An 18954-nucleotide genomic window follows, 5' to 3' on the forward strand; every position below is an offset into this window, starting at 1 on the left:
GGTTGAAAGCACCGGTCTTGAAAACCGGCATACGTTAATAGCGTATCTAGGGTTCAAATCCCTATCTCTCCGCCACTATTAAGAAGCCTCGCTAGAAATAGCGAGGCTTTTTTCATTTCCGCACATCTTTATTACTCTATCTATGCTTGCCAAAAATCAATTCCATATGCGATCTACTTTTCGACAAAGTAATATTGGTATCGGTATTGGTTGTGACGTTTTGATTTTTGCTAAGAAGTGCAGTTGCCTCTAAAGCTGTTCATCCTCATCACTGCATGCTGTCCCGATAAGGTTGTTGGAGATGCTTTGTTAAGGTGTTGAACCATCTATTGCCTTATCGTTCTCTTAAAGCACTACCATTGCTTCTCTAGCCCCTTTTACTGGATAGACCGAACAAATAAGCATACTCAAATAGCCACTGTTTCACTGATGTGTCTTTTTGTTTTGCTCAGTCGAGCGATGCGTGTGCTCTATTGCCTAAATCTAGCTACGTCTTAAAACCATACATCAACAGGCTAAAGTTACGTATTCCTGCATCTTTTAAAATTGTTTTGGATTCTGCTGGAATGACAGGATCAGAGTAGTCAAAAGAGAAGAGTGAAAGTGAAGCGATAGTGAGTTGCTAGGAAGTTGGAAATTACTTGGGAACCAATGAATTTGATAAACATATTGATGTAAGGACTAAAGGGTTAATAGCAGGCAATAAAAAAGCCGACAGGTAAGCTGTCGGCTTAGTTAGGTCATCTTAAGTTAGTCATTCTGGACGAGCGTGAGAGCTTTACGAGAGACTTCGTGAGCAGCTTTGGTTAGATTTTGCTTCTCTAGTGTGTCTGCTAGGAATGCATAGTCAGAGACGTCAGAGCGAAGCTTTAAGGCGATCTCAAAGTGATCCTGGGCTTCTTGCCACTTCTCTTGACGGAAATAGAAGTGCGCTAATGCGCTATGGGCAGCGGCGTTATCCGGTTCTTTCTTCACTACTCCCTCTAAGAAGACCACGACAGGGTGGGTATCTGGCAGATTTAGATCTGGCAGTAGTTGATAAAGCTCTGGGGCAGGTTGTTTTTTTAATGCTTCTTTTAGCACGGTAAAGGCTTCTGCATCAGCTTTTCGTGTGATGAGTTCTCGAGCAAAACAGGCAACGAGGTGTGTGTCTTGTTTCACTTTACGTGAGAGACTATTCCAATGAGAGATAAGCCCTTCGCTACCTTGTTGTTGCGCTACTTCATGGAGTAAGCCGCACTGCGCCTTTTGAATCAGCTCTGCATGTTCTTCTTCCGTGATGAGTTTTGCTTTGGTTAGTTGTGGCAAGAGGTCAATAAGAGGTTGCCACAACTTTAGCTGCATGTACGTTGTTTTCAGCAAGTTCAATACAATAGAGTTACTCGCATACTGACTTTTTAACGATTGCAAGGTATCGAAAGCGGACTCGAACTCGTTGTCGCGGATAAATTGTTTCGCTCGAGTCAGTTCTACTGCGAGATGGGCGTTCTCTTGTTGGCTCGCTAGCTCTAGATAGTGATCTCGTTTTGCTTTATCACCTTGGCCTTGTGCGGCTTCAGACGCAACCAAGTAGCAAAGCAGCGGCATATCGTGATGATTTGCCCAGCGAGTTACTTTCTTCTCAGCACCTTTCCAGTCACCTTCTAGCAGTTTAATAATGCCTTCATTGGTGTATCGGCGGGAATGGCGCATTTTGCGAACACTGAAGTAGTTCCATGTTGTAGAACTAGCATAAACTAACTTCTTAATCAGGTACTCAAGCAGAAAAAGACCTGCGAGTGCAGCGATAACGAAAACCACTAATGTCGTTACGCTCATCTCGATCGTTTTCTCGGCAATGGAGATGAGTACATAGCCTTGCTGACCAGAAAACTGGGTGCCAACAAATAGTCCTGCGCCTAGTACAACAAATAGGAAAATAAGACGAAACATTACTTATCCTCCATGCCTGTCATCGTTGTGACTTCACGACGTAGGCGTTCACGGATGACATCTGATAGTTGAGACTGACTTTGCAGTTTTGTTGGGTATTCCACTTGAATATTTTGCTGACTTAGCAGGTTAACCGTTTTGTTGAACTCTTTAACGGAATTATCGTCTTGGTTGAAGAAAGCTAATGCCCATTTGTCGGCTGTTTTTAGAGATGTGGTGTAAATTTCACCTTGTTCTTGGTACACCGCTTTTATTGCCGTTTCCAATTTGGCTTTGATGTTTTCTTTCAGGTAAAAGTGTTGCTCAGGAGAAAGCAGTGGAATGACGTTACCATCGCGCGTGCGGAAGGTAATGAAGTTTTCCGAAAAGTCCTTCAAAGAGGTCATTAAGTTATCTTGCCAGTTTGCGATATCTTCAGACACTTCAGTGTTTTCTACGGCTTCAGCTTCAGGTAGCAGTGCATTGGCGAGAGGGAGCTTGTCTACTTGCTGTTGCAGGGCAGTTAAGCGTAATACCAATCCATCACGGTCAATTAGCGGGATAGTGCGAAGTTTGGTGATATCGTTTGCCATTGCTTTACGTAGTTTGACGAGACTAGGGTCATTCAGCGCTGCAATGCGTTGGTCTGCACTTTCCATCAGTTGAGTCGCGCTTTCTACATCGTGCTCTAAGAACAATTTACGGCCGGCTAATTTGACGAGGTAATCGGCTTCCGCCAATAGCCAGTCGTTTGGTCGACGACCTTTCACATCGGCAACGGCGAGCTGTAAGCTTTCAATGCTCTTCTGTTGCTGTCCAAGTACCACTTCCGCTTTGTGTGTCACGGTTGTTGCTTTCTCGATGGTTTCTTCTTGTACCCGGCTGAGCTCTTGCTTCATGGAAGCTTGAGTGCTTTCTAGCTGACTTTTTAGTTGGGCGATCTGCGCTTGGTAATCGGCTTGCTGTTGATGCAGCTTGTACGCGAGGCCACCGCCAAAAATAATCGATAAGATGATAGCGACCGTGCCTAGTTTGACACCGCGTTTGCCTTGTTTTTCTTCAAACTCGACTTTTGGTTCTGCTGTTTTTGGGGGCTCGGCCGCTTGTGGTTGCTCTTTTTTAAGGTTCGCATCCTGCTGCGATGTGGTTTTTTCGATTAGCGGTGCCGATGAGGTTTCTTCGGAAAGGTTTTTATCGTTATTTTTTTGGTCGTTATTTTTACTTGTCATGCCTATATCCTGTGTAGCTAGGGCTGGAGAGCCGCCAGTAATTCTTGGTTGGATGCGCTTCCCGTGCATCTCACGCGAGTGAACCCCCTTTGAATTGCGATGTCAGCGATACGCTGACTGGGGATATACAACTCTTGTTGATTAAGCCAAGTCAATTGCTCCGACGTCAATTGGCTGCACAAATAATCCAGTTGTTCACCACTGGTGACAACAATCTGGTTAATTTGTAGGTTTTTCCATAGTGAGACACAGCTTACTGGATCGAATGGGATGAATTCTCTCTTGTAAGTCTCACTATAGTGAACTTTTGCGCCACGTCTCACCAATGCATCTTTGATCAGTTCTCTTCCGCCGTTACCACGAAGGATAAGAACTTGTTGTTGTGCCACATTGTTGAGCTCTGGCAGTCGCAATAAGTGTTCACTATCACTGACTTGGGGATAGTGTACTTTCTGTTGGGTACATTTGCTTAAATAGTGTGCTGTTTTTTGACCAACGGCAAGGTAAATAGCTTGTTTCGGCCATGACATCCCGTTGCTGGCTAAGATTTGCTGTGCACATTGCACTGCATGTCGACTAACAGCGATAACAATTTGAGCTTGATGTAGATGTTTAGAGAGGTGCGTGTCCGTGAGATCGGCGACAATGTCGATCAGAGGATGGTGATATGCGGAAATGCCGTGCCTTTCGAGCAGAGAGCAAAGCGCGTTGCCTTGCTCTCCCGGCCGAGTGACCAACACTGCCATGGTTATTCGTTATCTGCGTACAGCTTAGTTAGGATTTCACGAGCGCCGTTATCTAGCAGCTCATTGGCTAGCTGCACTCCTAATGCTTCGCCATCTTTACGATGGCCACGAATTTCACCACGAACAATTTCGCTGCCATCTGGTTCGCCAACTAATGCGCGTAACCAAATGTTGTCGCCGTCTAGTAGGGCATAGCTGCCGATCGGTACCTGACAGCCGCCTTCTAGGGTCAGATTCATTGCGCGCTCACACAAAACGCGGTCTACGGTGTCTTGGTGGTTAAGTGGCTCAAGCAGCTTAAGCAGTCTTTCATCGTCAAGGCGGCACTCAATACCGACAGCACCTTGGCCTACCGCTGGTAGTGATTGCTCTGGTTCGATAAAGCTACGAATGCGCTCTTCAAGCTTCAATCGTTTGAGGCCAGCCGCAGCAAGAATGATTGCATCATACTCACCCGCATCTAACTTACCAAGGCGAGTGCCCACATTACCGCGAAGCTCTTTGATGATGATGTCCGGACGATATTCTTTCAGTTGGCATTGACGGCGCAAACTGCAAGTACCAACCACGGCACCTTGAGGGAGATCATCAATGTGGCTATAGGTATTAGAGACGAAGGCATCACGAGGATCTTCACGCTCACAAATGGTCACGAGGCCAAGGCCTTCTGGGAAATCGACGGGTACGTCTTTCATTGAGTGAACGGCGAGGTCTGCACGTCCTTCTAGCATCGCGACTTCAAGCTCTTTTACGAACAAGCCTTTGCCGCCAACTTTTGCTAGTGGTGTATCTAAAATCACGTCACCTTTGGTCACCATGGTTACTAACTCGACTTCCAAGCCAGGGTGAGCGGCTTGAAGGGCGTCTTTAACAAAGTAAGCTTGCCATAAAGCAAGAGGGCTTTTTCGAGTTGCAATGCGAATCGGTGTGGATTGTGTCATGATCTTCTCAATGCTGTTTGGATTTGGGTTTATCCTACCATTCTCATCAAGAAATGCTTACTGTTAGTTCGTTATCTCTGAAGGCTATGAATGGAATTACATGACGTTATGAAAATAGTGTGACTGGATTCTCAATTAGACTAAGGACTATTATTAGTAATAGGTAATAAGAGCGACACTACCGCGCGATTAATTTTGTGACTAAAGTATGGTTTTGTATCCAGAGTGATACGCGGGCGTGAAGCTTTACCCGCACCAATAAAAGTGTTAAATTGATCACGTTTTTAAGCCGTTTTGGTTTAAAACGTCAGCAGATTTTCGTGATTGTTCAACCAAGGAATTCCCCTTGCAGGCTTACACCCAAAAAATCATCCAGCGACTAGATAATTTGAATCAGCAGCGAGTTGATCGCGCGCTGGCGCTTATGGATTCGCAAAGCCAGCAAGTCTTCCATTTGATTCCTGCCTTGTTGAACTACAACCATCCTGTAATTCCTGGCTATTATGATGCCGATGTCCCGTTTGGTGTGCATGGGCTTGAACTAAATAGCATTCAGCAACAATTCATAGATGATATTCAACTTGCCATTGGTCAGCCGCTCAAGACGGTAGAAAAGCCCGCTATATTGGGTTTGTACACCATGGGCAGTACCTCCTCGATTGGTCAAAGTACTTCCAGTGATTTGGATATTTGGGTGTGTATTTCTCCAGAGATGGATTGTGACGAACGCGAGTTATTGACCAATAAATGCCTACTCATCACGGATTGGGCACAAAGCAAAGGCGTGGAAGCGAACTTTTTCTTAATGGATAAAGAGCGCTTTAGAAGCAATCATTCTGAGGAGATGACAGGTGATAACTGTGGTTCATCTCAGCACTTACTTTTGCTAGATGAATTCTATCGTAGTGCGGTGCGTATTGCCGGACAGCGTTTGTTATGGCAAATCGTGCCGCCAGAAATGGAAGAGTGTTACGACGAGTACGTTTCTCAACTTTGCAGTGATGGTTACATCGACTGTAGTGAATGGATCGACTTTGGTAAATTGAACTGCATTCCTGCTGAAGAATACTTCGGCTCGAACTTGTGGCAGTTATACAAAAGCATCGACTCTCCCTACAAATCGGTATTAAAAGCCATCTTGCTAGAAGCTTACTCGTGGGAATACCCGCATACTCAATTGTTAAGCATCGACACTAAACGTCGTTTCTTTGCCCATGAGCCTGATCTCTATGGCATGGATGCGTACTACTTAATGTTGGAAAAAGTAACCCGTTACTTAGAGCGAATTCAAGACGATACACGTTTGGATTTAGTGCGTCGCTGTTTCTATCTCAAAACCCATGAAAAACTATCTCGTGAGCCGAATGTTGGCTCAGTAGCTTGGCGTCGTGAAGCGCTGAGCGATATGATTGCAAAATGGAATTGGGATGCCAGTGTCGTTGCAGAGCTCGATGACCGCCGTAATTGGAAGGTTGAACAAGTGAAGGTGGTACATCATGCATTGCTGGATGCGTTGATGCAAAGCTACCGTAACTTGATTCAATTTGCGCGTCGTAACGACATCACTTCTGCTATCAGTCCGCAAGACATCAGTATTTTGGCCCGTAAACTCTACGCTGCTTTTGAAGTATTGCCGGGCAAAGTAACGTTACTAAACCCACAGATTTCACCTGATCTGCACGAGCCTGACTTGAGCTTTATCGAAGTGAAAAAAGGGGGGGTAAACAAGTCTGGTTGGTACCTCTATAAACAACCGCTTATTGCGCACCGCATTTTGGGGCAACCATATCTAGAGCATCATGAATACTTGAGTAAGTTGGTTGCTTGGGCATTCTTCAATGGCTTGATCACTGAATCGACTCGTTTACATGCCGTGGTACGTGAAGCGCAGCTAGATATTGATAAGTTTTACCAAATGGTGAGTGACTTACGAAATACTTTTGCGTTGCGTAAGCGTCGTCCATCTATGCAGGCGCTAGCGAGTCCTTGTGAAATAAGCCAGCTTGCGATGTTCATCAACTTTGAAAATGATCCGACGTCTGAACTTTCTGGTCGTTCGTTGAAAGTGGATGTTAAGAACACCGATATTTTTAGCTTTGGTCCAGAACATAAAAATTTAGTCGGCAGTGTTGACCTTGTTTACCGTAACTCTTGGCATGAAGTGCGTACGCTGCATTTCAAAGGGGAAACGGCGATGCTGGATGCACTGAAAACCATTTTGGGCAAAATGCACCAAGATGCGTTGCCACCAGAATCAGTGGATGTGTTCTGCTATGCGAAGAACATGCGTGGTGTGATGCGTAATATGGTTTACCAGCTTTTAGCTGAATGTATCGACTTACGCTTGAAACCAGTAGAGCAAGAGAAACGCCGCCGCTTTAAAGCGATGCGTCTTGGTAACCAGACTTATGGGTTGTTCTTTGAACGTCGTGGTGTGTCGGTGCAGAAGCTAGAAAATTCCATCGATTTCTACCGCAGCATTTCTACTAACAAGCTCAAAGGCTCGCCGCTGTTAATGCTCGATCGTGAGCAAGAATATCAAATGCCGGAAGCGGTGGATGGGTTTGCCAGTGAAGGTCTGGTGCAGTTCTTCTTTGAAGATAACGAGGATGGCTTCAATATTTATGTGTTGGATGAGTCAAATCAAGTAGAAGTGTATCACCAATTTAGTGGCTCCAAAGATGAAATGATTTCGTCTGTAAACAGCTTCTACACGTCGGTAAAAGACGATAGTCGCGTCGCGTCGAAGTTTATTAACTTTAACCTGCCTCAGTACTATCAAATTATTCACCCTGAAGAGGGGAATGCGTATATCATTCCTTACCGTAATGACGGTTGTTCACCGAGTCGCCCGACCAAAACTGTGAACGCGTAATTAAACCCGTATCAATAAACAAAAAGAGCACTTCGGTGCTCTTTTTGTTTTGGTGACGATTGACCAGAATTATGCCCAATCAATGGCTTCGCCCGCGTGCTTTTCACATTCTTGCTTCACCATTTCAAATAGCTCCATACCCGTTTTTGAGCAGGTCCATTTACCTTCAATAAGTTTGAAGTGGAAACCACCAGATTTGGACGCTAGCCAGATCTCATGCATCGGCTCTTGGCGATTAATGATGATTTGGCTGCGGTCTTCAAATTCCAATGTCATTACGTTGCCAGTGACTTCGTAATCAATGTCTGCGCCTGAATCATCGATGGATTCTTCGATGATTTGCATCTGCGCATCCACCAGTTGATGAAATTCAGTATCGTTCATCCGTCTATCCTATTGCTTTTCCTGAGTGTGGTGCGATTATAGGGGGCATTGATTCAATAATCACGATATGCGAAATGAAAAAATTAGTTACTGTGTTGTTTGTGATGGTTGCCGCGACCTTAGCGGGGTGTGGTCAGTCTGGCTCACTATACATTCCAGATGACACTCAACAGAATGAGCAATCACAATAAATAACCGCACCTTAGGGTGAAATTAGGGTTCAGCAGTCGAATAAAATAAGGGAAGCGAATTTTGGATTACTTCAACTATCAGGATGATGGCCAGCTTTGGGCCGAAGACGTCCCACTTCAAGCTCTTGCAGAGCAATATGGCACTCCTCTTTACGTATATTCTCGAGCCACGCTAGAGCGCCATTGGAAGGCGTTTGATAGTGCTGTGGGTCAGCATCCTCACCTGGTTTGCTACGCGGTGAAAGCCAACTCAAACTTAGGCGTATTGAACACGCTAGCGCGTTTGGGATCGGGTTTTGACATCGTGTCGGGTGGTGAACTTGAGCGTGTGATTGCCGCAGGCGGTGATCCGAAAAAAGTCGTTTTCTCTGGTGTTGGTAAAACACCGGCAGAGATGAAGCGCGCTCTTGAGCTAGGTATCAAATGTTTCAACGTTGAATCTGAGCCAGAGCTAGAACGTTTGAACAAGGTTGCGGGTGAGCTTGGTGTGATTGCGCCAATTTCTCTGCGTATCAATCCAGATGTCGACGCGAAAACACACCCTTACATTTCGACTGGTCTTCGCGACAATAAATTCGGCATTGCGTTTGATCGTGCGCCAGATGTTTATAAATTCGCGCAAAGCCTGCCTAACTTGAATGTGCAAGGTATCGACTGCCACATTGGTTCTCAGCTGACCAATATAGACCCATTTATCGACGCGACAGACCGTTTATTAGCTCTGATTGATGATTTAAAAGCGCAAGGCATTAACATTCGCCATCTTGATGTCGGTGGCGGTTTGGGTGTGGTCTATCGTGATGAATTACCACCTCAGCCTTCTGATTACGCCAAAGCGTTACTAGGCCGTCTTGAAAATCACCAAGACTTGGAGCTGATCTTTGAGCCAGGCCGTGCAATTGCTGCGAACGCAGGTATCTTGCTAACGCGTGTTGAGTTTTTAAAACATACTGAGCATAAAAACTTTGCGATTATCGACGCTGCAATGAACGACTTGATGCGTCCTGCGCTATACCAAGCATGGCAAGATATTGTGCCAGTTTCACCGCGAAAGGGTGAAGCACAGACTTACGACTTGGTTGGTCCTATTTGTGAAACCGGCGACTTCTTGGGTAAAGATCGCGCACTCGTTTTGCAAGAAGGTGATCTACTCGCGGTTCGTTCAGCAGGTGCCTATGGTTTTGTGATGTCTTCGAACTACAATACTCGTACCCGAGCGGCAGAAGTGATGGTGGACGGTAAACAAAGCCACTTAGTTCGCCAGCGTGAGGAGCTGACCAGTTTGTGGCAGCTGGAACAGATTCTACCGGAGTAACACACAACAAATGCATTTCCACTTTTCCAAAATGCACGGTTTGGGCAACGACTTCATGGTCGTCGACTGTATTACCCAGAACGTGTTTTTCTCGCAAGACCTGATCCGCCGCTTGGCGGATCGTCATACTGGCGTTGGTTTTGACCAATTGCTTGTGGTAGAGGCCCCTTACGACCCTGAAACCGACTTCCATTATCGGATTTTTAATGCCGATGGTAGTGAAGTTGAACAGTGTGGTAACGGTGCACGCTGTTTTGCCCGCTTTGTTCGCTTGAAGGGGCTGACCAATAAATACAGCATCAGCGTGAGCACCAAGAAAGGAAAGATGATTCTCAACATCGAAGATGATGGGGAAGTGACGGTCAACATGGGCGTGCCAGAGTTTGAACCGAACAAAATTCCTTTCAAAGCGAAGCAAAAAGAGAAAACTTACATCATGCGAGCAGGCGACAATACCTTGTTTTGTGGTGCTGTGAGCATGGGTAACCCGCACGTAGTGACCGTGGTCGACGATGTGGATACGGCAGAAGTGGAAACTCTCGGTCCGCTGCTTGAGTCGCATGAGCGTTTCCCAGAGCGCGTCAACGCTGGCTTTATGCAGGTGATGAGTCGTGACCATATTCGTCTTCGAGTTTATGAGCGAGGCGCAGGAGAGACACAAGCTTGTGGTAGTGGTGCATGCGCGGCAGTCGCGGTTGGGATTCTGCAGGGCTTGTTGGATGAAAACGTTAAGGTTTCTCTACCTGGTGGTGAATTGCGAATTGCATGGCAAGGTCCTGGCAAGCCGTTGTTTATGACCGGACCTACAACGCATGTATTTGATGGTCAATTATCTTGCTAGTTGAAGAAAAAGGAAACGGTTTGTCTCAAGTAGAAGCAGATGCCTTAACGGCTGAAGTAGTGGCCGAGTACCTCAAAGATCATCCAGACTTTTTTGTGCAACGTCCGGAGCTTGTGGATCGTTTATCTTTCCCACACTCAGACTTAGGCGCGGTATCTTTGGTACACATCCAAATGAATCGCCAACGTCAGCGCATTGAAGAGTTAGAGGAAGAGATCACTACACTAATGTCGCTTGCGGCGAACAATGATCGCACCTTTTACGAATTTATGGATTTGCAGGGGCAGATTCTAAAGTGTGGTGACTTTAAACAAGTCATTCATTCTATCGAAGAGAAAGCCAAGGCGCTGGGCTTACGTGCGTTTGTTCGATTGTTTAGTCAATGCGACGCATCGATTCAATTGAGTAAGGAAAGTTATCAACGCTTTGCGACCACTCACTTAAATGGCAAAGATGCGTACTTAGGACGTCTTCGCAAAGTAGATCGTGAAGCTTTGTTTGGCAACATGGAAGTGCCGGAAATGGGGTCCTATGTGGTACTGCCGCTCGTGAAACAGCAAACACTGGGCGTGCTTGCTTTTTCTAGTGAAGATGGCGGCCATTTTCAGCCAGATATGGATACCTTGTTTTTGCGTCACCTATCATTAGTAGTGGCACATCTCGCTCAAACACTGGTATGGCAAAGTTACGATGACGACAACTCCCAACACTCCTCTGCCAAATAGTCTGCAAAAGCCTCTTGAGCGCTTCTATGAATTCTTACGAAGCGAAAAGGGGCTTAGCCTACATACTCAGCGCAATTACAAACAGCAGCTAGAAACAATGGCGCAGCACTTAGCTGAAATGGGACTCAAAGATTGGTCTCAAGTGGATGCTGGTTGGGTGCGCCAATTAGCAGGTAAGGGCATGCGAGAAGGCATGAAAGCCAGCAGTTTGGCAACGCGACTCTCATCGCTGCGTAGCTTTTTCGATTTCCTTATTCTGCGTGGCGAGATGTCGGCTAACCCAGCCAAAGGGGTTTCAGCACCTCGCAAAAAACGCCCGTTGCCCAAAAACCTCGATGTTGACGAAGTGAGCCAATTACTTGAAGTCAACGAGGACGACCCGTTGGCTGTGCGCGATCGTGCCATGATGGAGCTGATGTACGGCGCCGGTTTACGTTTGGCTGAGTTGGTGGGTGTGGATGTACGTGATGTACAACTGCGTAGTGGTGAGCTTCGTGTTATTGGTAAAGGCGATAAAGAACGTAAAGTGCCGTTCTCTGGGATGGCAACCGAGTGGGTCGGGAAGTGGTTACGCGTTCGTGGTGATTTAGCCGCTCCAGGTGAGCCCGCCTTGTTTGTATCTAAGCTCGGAACGCGTATTTCGCATCGTAGCGTGCAAAAGCGCATGGCTGAATGGGGGCAGAAACAGTCTGTCGCAAGCCATATTAGTCCGCATAAATTGCGTCACTCATTTGCGACACATATGCTCGAATCAAGCAATAACTTACGTGCGGTGCAGGAGCTTTTAGGGCACGAGAACATTTCGACGACCCAAATCTACACGCACTTGGATTTCCAACATTTGGCGCAAGCCTACGACCAAGCCCACCCACGCGCACGCAAAAAGAACGGGGAGTGAGCCGAAGTATGAAATTTTATCGCCGTATCGAGCCTATTAAGGCAATGACCTTTGACCTAGATGATACCCTCTATGACAACTATCCTGTGATCGTTCGCATGGAGCGTGAGTTGCTATCTTGGCTCAAGCACCATCATCCAGCGGTTGCTCATATGAACAAAGCGGATTGGTTTGCTCTCAAACAGCGAGTTGTGCAGCAACAACCCGAGCTGAAGAGCGATGTCACTTTATGGCGTTTAGTGCAACTTCAGCAAGCTTTCTCCCAAGTAGGCTACGACGAAGACGCAGCACATGCCGCCGCGAAAGCCGCAGTAGACGTTGCGTTGGACTGGCGTAACCGTTTTGAAGTGCCGCAGCAAAGCCTCGATGTACTGGAGAAACTCGCGCAGCACATCCCGTTGGTGGCAATCACCAACGGTAATGTGGATTTAGACCGCATCGGTCTTACGCCTTATTTCCAACAGGTACTTAAAGCAGGACCAGATGGATTGGCGAAACCCGCAACCGATATGTTTACTAAAGCGAAGCGATTCTTGGATACCCCTGCGGAGAATATTCTGCATGTTGGTGATCATCTAACCACGGATGTGCATGGTGCAAAGTTGGCTGGTTTTGCAGCCTGTTGGTTTAATGATATGAATAAAAATGTCATTAACCATTCAAAAACACGTACTTTACCTGATATTGAAATCAATAGTTTGCAGCCGTTACTCACACTTTTTTAATTGCTTTCGCATTAATCCATTCTAATCTCATTTTGTGTCTAGAAAAGCAGCGCAAAGCCACGTAAATTATTCTCTATTAAATAAAAATAGTAACGCCACACGTCGTGGTGAAGATAGTGTTACGGCAGTGGTAGGTCCATGCGAGCTTTTTCAAAACTGGTTCACGATGTCAGTCAACTGAATGACTTTTTAGTCACTTTTCCGACTTCCTCAGATAAACAATATTTAGTACAAATATTGTCGACGCAATCGCGCGAAATTACGACCACACTTGCAGACGCCGTTTTGTCGTCGCTGCCGAATGCTCATGTTATGGGGCATAGTACGCGTAATGTGATTCTGGAAGGGGAGATATTTACCTCTGGTTGCCTAGTGAGTGTGATTGAATTTGAGCAAACCACGCTGACTTCTGCGGTACAAACATACTCTTACTCCCCTGACATTGATGGCGGGGAGCTCAAGCGCTCTCTTCTAATGCAGCATAATTCACAGGTGATCCTCAGCTTTGCTGTGCAAATTGAACGACGTGACTATCCCTTGTTTCAAACCTTCGCCAGTGAAGAAGTAGTGATTTCTGGAGGGTTGGCGCAGAGTATTGACGATGGCTGCTGGGTGCTATATCAAAACCGAGTTTACGATAACGCTGTGGTTGCCGTAGCTTTGCACAGTGATACTTTGAAGCTATGGACTGATGCGTATTCGGAATGGAACCCGATTGGCATGCCACACAAAGTCACTCATGCAAAAGGAACGCGCTTGTATTGTTTAGGTGAGAAGAAAGCACTGGACGTATACAAGCGTTACTTGGCGGATGGCCATGACGTGACGCTGAGTCAACTGCTCAGCTTTCCTTTATATCGAGAAAGCTTAGGGCGAAAGGAAGTTTGTACGGTAACGGAGCTACACGCTGATGGCAGTATGAGCTTCGACAGGCCCTGGTGTCTTGGTGACGAAGTGCAATTTTGCTATAACCATCCCTCGTTAACGCTCGAGCAAGTGCGGCATGGTGTGGTTGAGTTAGCCATGCACCAACCTGAAGTCGTGATGATTTTTAACTGCGCGTCACGGTTAGACTTTATTGACAGCAGCGACGAAGTCCAAGCCTTCAAAGATATTGCGACGACGTTTGGTAGTTACTGTATGGGGGAACTGCATGGTGGTATTGGTCAGCCCGAAATTCTTCATCACAGCCTGACTTATTTAGCGATGCGAGAGGGAGACGAAGTGCAAACATTGAACTTGCCTAAGTCGCCCGTTAGCTCCTCTATTTCACCGCTGTTTAGCTTGATTCGAAATGCGATCGGCGATCTCAACCATATGAACGCGCATATGGGGTATCAACTCGATCGCCAAACGCGCAAGTTACAAGAAAGCTATCGACGCGACAGTCGCACGGGATTACAAAACCGGGTCGCATTGCAAGAGCGGCTGAGTAACATTGATTTGGATGAGCATTTGTTGACTCTAAAGCTACTTAACTTTAGTCATATCAACGAAAAATACGGCTACCGAGTGGGAGATCAATTACTCAAAGATCTCTCAATGCACTTTACGAATCGACTACGAAAGCGTTTCGGCATGCCAACGGCTTTGCAGCTTTATAGTATTGGGGTTGGTGAATGGGCGTTCATATTTAAAGCTGATCAAAGCAGCGAGACCATCAAACAGCACTTTGCGCGTTTTGCTGACGCGGTAGAACAAACTAATTTTGAGCCAATTGGCCTACGTGAAATAGATTATCTTTCTATCTCGCTATGCGGCGGCTTAGTGAGTCGTCGAGATTTTCCATCCGCTTCAGTAGATGAGCTCTTACTCAAAGGCATCGAAGCGAGGCGCTCCGGTGTACGCAGTAATACCCATATCTGTAATGCGAAAGATATTGAAGTCAGTGAGGATGTGCGTAAAGAGCAACTTGGATGGCTAAGTTGCGTCAGTAGAGCCATTCTCAAACAGAACATCATCACTTATAGCCAACCCATTGTGCATGCTGGTAGCCACAAATTGGCAAGCCAAGAATGTTTGGTTCGTATTCTGGAAGCCGATGGAACGGTGATTGCGCCAGGGCGTTTTCTGCCAATTATCTCTGATACGCATCTTTACACTCGACTAAGTCGGCACATGATTCATTCTACGTTGCATTACATGCGAGATAAGCAAGGTGACTTTTCTATAAACTTATCGCCGCAAGATTTGCTCAGTGATAAAACTTTAATACTTTTAGAGCATGAAATTAGCCAGCTAAATGACCCAAGGCGAATTGGTTTAGAAGTGCTGGAATCTGAGCAGATCAAAGACTATGGCCGAATGATAGAAGTGTGCAGTCATTTTAGAAGCTTAGGGGCGCGTATCATTGTTGATGACTTTGGGTCCGGCTATTCGAATATCGATGAAATCCTAAAGTTGGAGCCAGAAGTCATAAAGCTCGATGGCAGCTTGATTCGTGATATTGATAAAGACTTAAAACAGCGCAAGATCGCTTCCCAGTTGGTGCGTTTGTGCCAGGTGTTTAACGCGGAGACGGTGGCGGAGTTCGTCCACAATCAGGAGGTGTGTACCATTGCACAAGACATGGGGGTGGACTATTTGCAGGGTTACTATCTTGGCAAGCCGACTCGACTGTTTTAATGATGTTTCACGTGAAACTTCTTGTCGTAAAAAACGCAGCGTAGGCTGCGTTTTTTGTTTGGTTCTTCTACTGAGCTTAATGGTTAACGCTTAAGAGCGTGTCCACTCTTTTCAGCTTGGAACAGAGCGAGGTAATGGGCAAAAAAGCGCTGCATTTGTTGTTGGTTGTTTTGTTCTCCAAGTTGCCCGAGCAAATGTGCAGCGACTTCAAACGTACACAAATTACCTTGTTGTTGGTTGCGTCGCAGCTGATATTGTGAGTCCGCCGACGCAGACAATCCCATAGTAGGGATACCTTCTAACCAACGGCTCTTATTGATCATCTTGCGCGCCTCTTGCCAGGTGGCATCTAAAATAATAAACAGCGGAGTTTTGGTTTGTTGCTGGCTTTGGAGTACCACATGTTCGAGTGTGATACTTTCTTCACAGGGGAAGAGCAACACCGGATACCGCGACGGATCAGCTAATAGAGTGAGCAATTCTGCTGGTGGCTGTTTGCGATCCCAGATTACTCGCTCAATGTTGAGTTGGCACTGCTCTAGTAGCTGGCCGGTATTAGTATCACGCTTCAGTTCATTCGGATGCATTAACAGCAGGATGTTGTGCTCACTGGTAAGTTTCGGCATTAGCGAGCACATACAATTGAATTGAAAACCGCAGGTTGGACACGGTTGTGACATTACAGACGAACTCCTTCGCGCACCGGGCTTATCCCATCAGAGAACAGACGCACACCACTGACTTGGTTCGGCGTTGCCGTTGGCGCCATGCTTGGGTTGAGTGGGTAGCTAACCCCAGTGTATTGCATCACGTGTTGAGCCGCTTTAGCTCCGCCACCGCTGACATTAAAAATCAGATCTCGCCAACCATGAGAGGTTTGTTGGCCGAGCATAATCGGGCTTTGCACTAGTGTAATGCGGCTATTAAATCGCCATTCCTTTTCGTGATGTTCAAATATCAGCAATGTACAGCCTCCGGAACCACACCAATCCAACTGTACCAATAGCTCTTCGTTACCATCGCTGTTGAGGTCGTAAGTTAGCCAACGGTATTGGTTATTGTTGGGGGTGGTTTGATGGATAAAGAAGTAGTTGCGCACCGCGGCATCTACTTTTGAATCAAACTCTGCACTAGAAGGGACGTCAGCACTACCGATGGGGTTGTTGGTGCGTTTTTCGGCTGGTTGCATGATGCCTTCATCACGAACGGTGGCAGGATAAAGGACTAAACCACCATCGGCGATTGGGTATACTAAGTTACCGACTTTTTCTTTGGTCGCTTTGAGCTGATTGCCTTCTCGAGTAAACAGTCGCTCTGACATTAGCCTTTGCTGTTGATGATGCGTCATGACTACTTGAACCTGAGACGGACTTAACTGTTGCCAGTAACCACGCTCGATTAATGGTGCTTGTCCATTGGCGTAACGATATTTTGTTGTGGCGCTGTGGTCTGGGTTTAAGGTCATTTGTACTTCAAAGCCTTGTGATTGGGTTGAGGTCGCGACATAGGTATTAGCCCAGCCAAGCGTTGCATCGACGTTTGCAGCCATACCACAACCTTGATACGTCTCGCCATCATGTTTTAGTGTTGCTTTCCAGCCATACAAAGAATCGCTCATTGTGTCTGAGCAGAGGTTTTCTGTTAAGCGAAGCTCACCACCTTGCAGTTGATAAGTGCGCTGGCGAGGTTGAAGCTGACTGCTGTTAATCGCTAATTTTGTGGTTTGTTTGCCGATTTGCTGGAATGTTAGTCCATTAGCCTCAAAGCTTGCCGACCAAGAAGGCTCATTACCAAACACGCGAGTTGGTTTGTTTGGTTGCTGACAACGGTTTGGGTTTTCCGTTGTGAGGAAGTTCACTTGTTCCACGACAAAGTTAGCATCGAAATCAGCAGAAAACCCATCGATGCCCGGTGGGTTGAGGTGGCCGATAACCTCGCCATACATAGTCTGGTAAGGCTCGTTATTTAACTGAATTGCTCGTTGCATTTGCTGTGGTGATAGTTGCAACCAATATTGCTTGTCGCTGCCACAAGGCATGATGTATTGGCTCTCGTGACCGACGATCACTTTTCCGCGCAGCATAAAAGTTTGAGGTTGAATGGTTTCAGGCTTATCTAAGGTTGCTGGTGGAGAGGTTAGGTCAGCGGCACCAGATTGTGGCGACTGTGAACTACATGCTTGCAGAACCAGCAGGGTGGCAAGCGCCACTGGGTTTTTCAAAGCCTTCATGTTATATCTTCCTCATTATTGTTACTCAATCGGCATCGGATGGCATTATGGCATATTGGTTATTTAAAACTGAACCAGATACCTTTTCTATTGACACGCTTCGAACCCAAAAGGTTTCATGTTGGGAGGGAGTTCGTAATTATCAGGCGCGCAATATGATGCGTGACCAAGTGAAGGTGGGCGATTTAGTCCTGATTTACCACTCTTCTTGTAAACATGTTGGCGTGGCAGGTATTGCTAAAGTTGTGAGAGAAGCCTATCCCGATCATTTCCAATTCGATCCCGAAAGCGATTATTACGATCCAAAGTCAGACCCAGACAACCCGCGTTGGATTATGGTGGATGTAGAGTTTGTACGTAAAACGGCGCGAGTGATTCCGTTGTCGGTGATGAAAGCGATGCCAGAACTTGAGAACATGCCGTTGGTGAAACGTGGAAATCGCTTGTCGATTATGCCCGTGACAGAAGAAGAATGGGACGCGATTCTTGGCAAAGAGAAGCTGCCAAGTCAGCGATAAAAGAGAAGGGCTGCGAATGTGCAGCCCTTCATTATTTGGAGTATTGAAGCTTACAGCAAGTGTTCTTGTAAGTAGTGTGCAACCGCATCTTCTGCATTGCTGCCAATTACTTCATTATTTGGTAGAGCTTTCATCACTTTTTCGTGTGATGTACCCATAACTAGCCCTTTACCTGCCATCGACAGCATTTCTACGTCATTCATGCCATCACCAAATGCTACGCAGTTTTCTAACGTGAGGTCGAGTTTTTTCGCTACCGCTTCAAGAGCATGACCTTTAGACACGCCAGCGCTCATTACTTCCAAACACCAAGGCGTTGAAAATGCGATGTTCAGCTTATCACCAAACTGCTCACGTAGTTTGTTTTCAAATACGACCAAACGTTCGTGGTCTTCTCCTGGATGCGTGAAGAAAACTTTCGCAATACCGTCAGTTGGGGCGTGGTCTTCATCAAATAAGACGTAAGTGAATTCATCGTGGAAGTCACGTAACGTTTCATCATCCTTGTTCATCAACCAGCTATCATTTTGATACATGTGAATAAGTATTTCTTGATCATGTTTGATCGTGTCGATCACGCCTTGTACCAGTTCCGCAGGGACATTCTCGCTGTACATTAGCTGATCTTCCTGGTCATGCACTCGGGCACCATTCGACGTGATCATATAAGCTGGAATGCCAACTTGGCGACGGATGCTCGCAACGTCTACGTGGTGACGGCCGGTTGCAAAGACAAAGGTATAACCCTTTTCATGCAGCGCTTTTAGCGTCTCTTTTGAGTAAGCACTGAGCTGATGGTT

The 18954-nt window shown here is 46.3% G+C and carries 17 protein-coding genes; 9 read left to right on the forward strand and 8 right to left on the reverse strand.

Going from position 1 to position 18954, the window contains the following annotated elements:
* Positions 1 to 750 precede the first annotated feature (750 nt).
* From R7P67_RS21965 to hemC, 4 genes are read right to left on the reverse strand one after another with little or no spacing between them, the layout of a single operon-like run.
* Positions 751 to 1932 (reverse strand): heme biosynthesis protein HemY, encoded by a 1182-nt coding sequence (locus R7P67_RS21965; protein WP_042523916.1) that lies wholly within the window; start codon positions 1930 to 1932, stop codon positions 751 to 753.
* Complete coding sequence (locus tag R7P67_RS21970) at positions 1932 to 3140, reverse strand: uroporphyrinogen-III C-methyltransferase (protein ID WP_318086062.1); 1209 nt, start codon at positions 3138 to 3140, stop codon at positions 1932 to 1934. The genes R7P67_RS21965 and R7P67_RS21970 overlap by 1 nt, the downstream gene beginning before the upstream one ends.
* A gap of 17 nt (positions 3141 to 3157) precedes the next feature.
* The gene (locus tag R7P67_RS21975) at positions 3158 to 3886 is read right to left on the reverse strand and encodes a uroporphyrinogen-III synthase (protein WP_062730807.1); all 729 of its coding nucleotides are present in this window, start codon (positions 3884 to 3886) and stop codon (positions 3158 to 3160) included.
* Between the two features lie 2 nt (positions 3887 to 3888).
* A complete protein-coding gene (hemC, locus tag R7P67_RS21980; protein ID WP_262654160.1) occupies positions 3889 to 4827 on the reverse strand; it encodes a hydroxymethylbilane synthase in 939 nt (312 codons plus the stop codon).
* A gap of 346 nt (positions 4828 to 5173) precedes the next feature.
* Between hemC and R7P67_RS21985 the strand changes: the two genes are divergently transcribed.
* Positions 5174 to 7702 carry a class I adenylate cyclase gene (locus tag R7P67_RS21985; RefSeq protein WP_053350817.1) on the forward strand — a complete coding sequence of 843 codons (2529 nt, stop codon included), beginning with the start codon at positions 5174 to 5176 and terminating at the stop codon, positions 7700 to 7702.
* Between the two features lie 69 nt (positions 7703 to 7771).
* On the opposite strand, the gene cyaY is transcribed toward R7P67_RS21985, so the two are convergent.
* Entirely contained in the window at positions 7772 to 8086 is a 315-nt protein-coding gene (cyaY, locus tag R7P67_RS21990; RefSeq protein ID WP_005383391.1) for an iron donor protein CyaY, read from the reverse strand.
* Between the two features lie 74 nt (positions 8087 to 8160).
* Between cyaY and lptM the strand changes: the two genes are divergently transcribed.
* The 7 genes from lptM to R7P67_RS22025 all read left to right on the forward strand — a co-directional run bounded on the left by lptM (position 8161) and on the right by R7P67_RS22025 (position 15406).
* Positions 8161 to 8277 (forward strand): LPS translocon maturation chaperone LptM, encoded by a 117-nt coding sequence (gene lptM / locus R7P67_RS26805; RefSeq protein ID WP_005378746.1) that lies wholly within the window; start codon positions 8161 to 8163, stop codon positions 8275 to 8277.
* A 61-nt stretch (positions 8278 to 8338) separates the two neighbouring features.
* Positions 8339 to 9592, forward strand: coding sequence for a diaminopimelate decarboxylase (gene lysA / locus R7P67_RS22000; protein ID WP_005378745.1), 1254 nt, complete (start codon positions 8339 to 8341; stop codon positions 9590 to 9592).
* Positions 9593 to 9602: 10 nt separating this feature from the next.
* Positions 9603 to 10433, forward strand: a complete 831-nt coding sequence (dapF, locus tag R7P67_RS22005; protein WP_005378744.1) for a diaminopimelate epimerase — start codon at positions 9603 to 9605, stop codon at positions 10431 to 10433.
* Entirely contained in the window at positions 10427 to 11158 is a 732-nt protein-coding gene (locus R7P67_RS22010; RefSeq protein ID WP_005383398.1) for a DUF484 family protein, read from the forward strand. Before dapF ends, R7P67_RS22010 begins: the two co-directional genes overlap by 7 nt.
* Entirely contained in the window at positions 11124 to 12056 is a 933-nt protein-coding gene (xerC, locus tag R7P67_RS22015; protein WP_005378742.1) for a tyrosine recombinase XerC, read from the forward strand. The genes R7P67_RS22010 and xerC overlap by 35 nt, the downstream gene beginning before the upstream one ends.
* 8 nt (positions 12057 to 12064) lie before the next feature.
* A complete protein-coding gene (yigB, locus tag R7P67_RS22020; protein WP_053304478.1) occupies positions 12065 to 12781 on the forward strand; it encodes a 5-amino-6-(5-phospho-D-ribitylamino)uracil phosphatase YigB in 717 nt (238 codons plus the stop codon).
* Between the two features lie 138 nt (positions 12782 to 12919).
* Entirely contained in the window at positions 12920 to 15406 is a 2487-nt protein-coding gene (locus R7P67_RS22025; protein WP_262654162.1) for an EAL domain-containing protein, read from the forward strand.
* Positions 15407 to 15489: 83 nt separating this feature from the next.
* Here R7P67_RS22025 and R7P67_RS22030 read toward each other — a convergent pair whose 3' ends face one another.
* On the reverse strand, positions 15490 to 16086 hold the full coding sequence (locus R7P67_RS22030) for a tRNA-uridine aminocarboxypropyltransferase (RefSeq protein ID WP_042523926.1): 597 nt from the start codon (positions 16084 to 16086) through the stop codon (positions 15490 to 15492).
* Entirely contained in the window at positions 16086 to 17636 is a 1551-nt protein-coding gene (locus R7P67_RS22035) for a COG3650 family protein (RefSeq protein ID WP_213916224.1), read from the reverse strand. The genes R7P67_RS22030 and R7P67_RS22035 overlap by 1 nt, the downstream gene beginning before the upstream one ends.
* A 47-nt stretch (positions 17637 to 17683) precedes the next feature.
* On the opposite strand from R7P67_RS22035, the gene R7P67_RS22040 reads away from it, so the two are divergent.
* Positions 17684 to 18154 (forward strand): EVE domain-containing protein, encoded by a 471-nt coding sequence (locus R7P67_RS22040; protein ID WP_005378735.1) that lies wholly within the window; start codon positions 17684 to 17686, stop codon positions 18152 to 18154.
* Between the two features lie 50 nt (positions 18155 to 18204).
* Here R7P67_RS22040 and R7P67_RS22045 read toward each other — a convergent pair.
* Positions 18205 to 18954, reverse strand: a 750-nt coding sequence (locus R7P67_RS22045; protein WP_318086063.1) for a Cof-type HAD-IIB family hydrolase, incomplete at its 5' end; no start/stop codon positions are given.

It is taken from the genome of Vibrio sp. Vb0937 (genome assembly GCF_033338855.1).

Coding starts and splice junctions, on each gene's coding strand:
- R7P67_RS21965 (WP_042523916.1), bottom strand. CDS start 1,932: ATGTTTCGTCTTATTTTCCTATTTGTTGTACTAGGCGCAGGACTATTT.
- R7P67_RS21970 (WP_318086062.1), bottom strand. CDS start 3,140: ATGACAAGTAAAAATAACGACCAAAAAAATAACGATAAAAACCTTTCC.
- R7P67_RS21975 (WP_062730807.1), bottom strand. CDS start 3,886: ATGGCAGTGTTGGTCACTCGGCCGGGAGAGCAAGGCAACGCGCTTTGC.
- hemC (WP_262654160.1), bottom strand. CDS start 4,827: ATGACACAATCCACACCGATTCGCATTGCAACTCGAAAAAGCCCTCTT.
- cyaY (WP_005383391.1), bottom strand. CDS start 8,086: ATGAACGATACTGAATTTCATCAACTGGTGGATGCGCAGATGCAAATC.
- lptM (WP_005378746.1), top strand. CDS start 8,161: ATGAAAAAATTAGTTACTGTGTTGTTTGTGATGGTTGCCGCGACCTTA.
- dapF (WP_005378744.1), top strand. CDS start 9,603: ATGCATTTCCACTTTTCCAAAATGCACGGTTTGGGCAACGACTTCATG.
- xerC (WP_005378742.1), top strand. CDS start 11,124: ATGACGACAACTCCCAACACTCCTCTGCCAAATAGTCTGCAAAAGCCT.
- yigB (WP_053304478.1), top strand. CDS start 12,065: ATGAAATTTTATCGCCGTATCGAGCCTATTAAGGCAATGACCTTTGAC.
- R7P67_RS22025 (WP_262654162.1), top strand. CDS start 12,920: ATGCGAGCTTTTTCAAAACTGGTTCACGATGTCAGTCAACTGAATGAC.
- R7P67_RS22030 (WP_042523926.1), bottom strand. CDS start 16,086: ATGTCACAACCGTGTCCAACCTGCGGTTTTCAATTCAATTGTATGTGC.
- R7P67_RS22035 (WP_213916224.1), bottom strand. CDS start 17,636: ATGAAGGCTTTGAAAAACCCAGTGGCGCTTGCCACCCTGCTGGTTCTG.
- R7P67_RS22040 (WP_005378735.1), top strand. CDS start 17,684: ATGGCATATTGGTTATTTAAAACTGAACCAGATACCTTTTCTATTGAC.